This window comes from Sulfuricaulis sp. (assembly GCF_049587675.1).
In the GTDB taxonomy this organism is placed as follows: Bacteria; Pseudomonadota; Gammaproteobacteria; order Acidiferrobacterales; family Sulfurifustaceae; genus Sulfuricaulis.
This window is the reverse complement of the sequence record NZ_JBAVEJ010000292.1, coordinates 1-3,132: the sequence shown is the minus strand read 5'-3', so window position 1 is coordinate 3,132 and position 3,132 is coordinate 1. Positions and strand designations below refer to the sequence as shown.

2 protein-coding genes and 1 pseudogene are annotated in these 3,132 nt (G+C 60.0%); all 3 read left to right on the top strand.

The window, feature by feature from the left end; translation table 11 throughout:
* Positions 1-201 (top strand): annotated as a pseudogene (locus WB402_RS14910) (DNA topoisomerase IV subunit B); the annotation flags it as partial.
* On the top strand, positions 201-638 hold the full coding sequence (locus WB402_RS14905) for an SRPBCC family protein (protein ID WP_424209231.1): 438 nt from the start codon (positions 201-203) through the stop codon (positions 636-638). The pseudogene WB402_RS14910 and the gene WB402_RS14905, both read left to right, overlap by 1 nt.
* Positions 638-2,962 (top strand): DNA topoisomerase IV subunit A, encoded by a 2,325-nt coding sequence (parC, locus tag WB402_RS14900; RefSeq protein ID WP_424209229.1) that lies wholly within the window; start codon positions 638-640, stop codon positions 2,960-2,962. Before WB402_RS14905 ends, parC begins: the two co-directional genes overlap by 1 nt.
* The last annotated feature ends 170 nt before the right edge of the window (positions 2,963-3,132 follow it).

The following is a 3,132-nucleotide window of genomic DNA, read 5'->3' as shown; positions in this document are numbered from 1 at the left end:
CGCTTCAAGGGCCTGGGTGAGATGAATCCCGACCAGCTGCGTGAAACCACCATGGATCCGAAAACGCGTCGGCTGGTGCAACTGGAGATCCAGTCCGGCGACAGCACCAACAAGCTGCTCGACATGCTGCTCGGCAAGAAACGCGCGTCCGACCGCAAGAGCTGGCTCGAGAAGAATGGCGACAAGGCGGAGGTTATCTAGTGCCGACCATCAAAACCGCCATAGACGTCGCCGCTTCGCCCGAAATGGTGTGGCGCGTGTTGACCTATTTCCCCGATTACCCGAAATGGAACCCTTTCCTGGTTTCCATCCAGGGGAGCCTGTCGCCAGGCCAGCGCCTGAAGATCCAGGCGCGACTTCCGCAAGGCCGTGAATATAAATTTTCGCCACTTGTCGTGAAGGTTATCCCTGCCACTGAACTGCGTTGGCGCCGCCGGCGGTTGGTCGAAGGTGTCTTCGATCGCGAACTGGCGTTTTTAATCGTGCCAAACGGCATCAAGGGCGTGCGCTTCATCCAGCGCGAGCACTTCTCCGGTCTGCTTGCACCGCTGATAATGCATTTTATTTCTGAGAACACAATTAAGGCATTCAATCTGATGAATCTGGCGTTGAAACGAACCGCCGAAGCGAAACGCTGATGGCCAAGAAGACCACCCCCAGGGAAAATGGCGCGAAGAAGAAGGCACCGTCGAAACGCGGCAAGGCGCAGCCAGTCGTGCGTCCACGCGCCGCCTCGATCGAACGCCTGCCGCTCGCGGCCTTTACCGAAAAGGCGTACCTGGATTATTCCATGTACGTCATTCTCGACCGCGCGCTGCCGAATATTTGCGACGGTCTGAAACCCGTGCAACGGCGCATCATCTATGCCATGTCGGAACTGGGCCTCAACGCCGCCTCCAAGCACAAGAAATCGGCGCGCACCGTGGGCGACGTGCTCGGTAAGTTCCATCCGCACGGCGACACCGCCTGTTACGAGGCCATGGTGCTCATGGCCCAGCCGTTCAGCTACCGTTATCCGCTGATCGACGGTCAGGGCAACTGGGGTTCGCCCGACGATCCCAAGTCGTTCGCCGCCATGCGTTACACCGAGTCGCGGCTCACGCGCTTCGCGCAGATCCTGCTGTCCGAACTCGAACACGGCACGGTCGACTGGACGCCCAACTTCGACGGCACGCTGCAGGAACCGAAGATCATGCCGGCGCGCCTGCCGCACGTGCTGCTGAACGGCACCACCGGCATTGCCGTCGGCATGGCCACCGACATCCCGCCGCACAACGTGCGCGAGGTCGCTGCCGCCTGCGTGCACCTGCTCGAAGAGCCGGACGCCGGTTTCAAGGACCTGTTCAAGCACATCAAGGGCCCGGACTATCCGACCGAGGCCGAGATCATCACGCCGAAGAGCGAAATTCGCGCAATGTATGAAACCGGCAACGGCTCGATCCGGGCACGGGCCAAATGGGAAAGCGAGGACGGTGCCATTGTCATCACGGCGCTGCCGTATCAGGTGTCGGGCTCCAAGGTCATCGAGCAGGTCGCGCAGCAGATGCAGCAGAAAAAGCTGCCCATGGTCGAGGACCTGCGCGACGAATCCGACCACGAAAATCCGACGCGTCTGGTGATCATGCCTCGCTCCAACCGCATCGACCCGGTAGAACTGATGTCGCATCTGTTCGCGACCACCGATCTCGAGCACAGCTACCGTGTGAACATGAACATGATCGGCCTCGACGGCCGGCCGCGGGTATACAACCTCAAGGACCTGCTTAAGGAATGGATCAAGTTCCGCATCGACACCGTGCGCCGGCGGCTCACGCATCGTCTCGAGCGCGTCACGGCGCGGCTGCACATCCTCGACGGCCTGTTGATCGCTTATCTGAATCTGGACGAGGTCATCCGCATCATCCGTAACGAGGACGAGCCCAAGCCCAAGCTCATCAAGCGCTTCAAGCTGACCGAGATTCAGGCCGAGGCGATCCTTGAGACAAAGCTGCGGCATCTGGCCAAGCTCGAAGAGATGAAAATCCGCGGCGAGCAGGACGAACTCACGCGCGAGCGCAATCACTTGGAAAAGACGCTCAAGTCGGCGCGGCTGTTGAAGCAGTTGGTGCGCGATGAGATCATCGAGGACGCTCAGGAATTTGGCGACGCACGCCGCTCGCCGCTGGTCGAGCGCGAAGCCGCGCAGCAGATCGACCAGACCGCGCTGCTGCCGACCGAGCCGGTCACGGTAATCCTGTCCGAAAAGGGCTGGATACGTGCCGCCAAGGGCCACGAGATGGACCCCAAGACGCTCGACTACAAGGCCGGCGACAAATTCCACCAGGCGGCGCGCGGCAAGAGCAACCAACTGGCGGTATTCATCGACTCTACCGGACGCACCTATTCGCTGCCGGCACACAAGCTGCCCTCAGCGCGTGGGCATGGCGAGCCGCTCTCCAGCAGCCTCAATCCGCCTTCCGGCGCGACCTGGGCCGGCGTGATGATGGGCAATCCCGAGGATCTGTATCTGCTCGCGACCGATGCCGGTTATGGCTTCGTCGCCAAACTCGAGGATCTCGTTGCGAACAAGAAGGCCGGCAAGGCGGTGCTCAAGGCGACGAAGGGCGCGAAAGTACTCATGCCGCAGCTCGTGACCGACATTAAAAAGGATTACCTTGCGGCGGTCACGACCACCGGTCAGATGCTGGTATTCAAGGTCAAGGAACTTCCGCAGATGCCGAAGGGCAAGGGCAACAAGATCCTGAACGTTCCCACGGCGAAGTTCGCCAAGGGCGAGGAAGCCATTGCCGGTGTCGTTGTTTTCGGCGAGGGCAAGACACTGGTGGTCCATACCGGCAAGGGCGAGCTCACGGTTTCGCCGGAGGAAGTCGATCTCTACGAGGGCGAGCGCACGCAGCGCGGTGGTAGGCTGCCGAAGGGATATCAGGAAGTGAAGGGAATTGAAGTGAAGGAATCACAATAACGTTGCGAATTTAAATTGTCGTCATAGCCCACCAAAGCGGCCTTAATCCTTGCCGTCATCTCCGCGAAGGCGGAGATCCAGGTAGTGAAAGATCAAAAGCCGCCGAAGGGCGGCTTTTGACTTTAAAAAACTAATTGTGGGTGGCTCCACCGCACAGTACTGTCGTCATG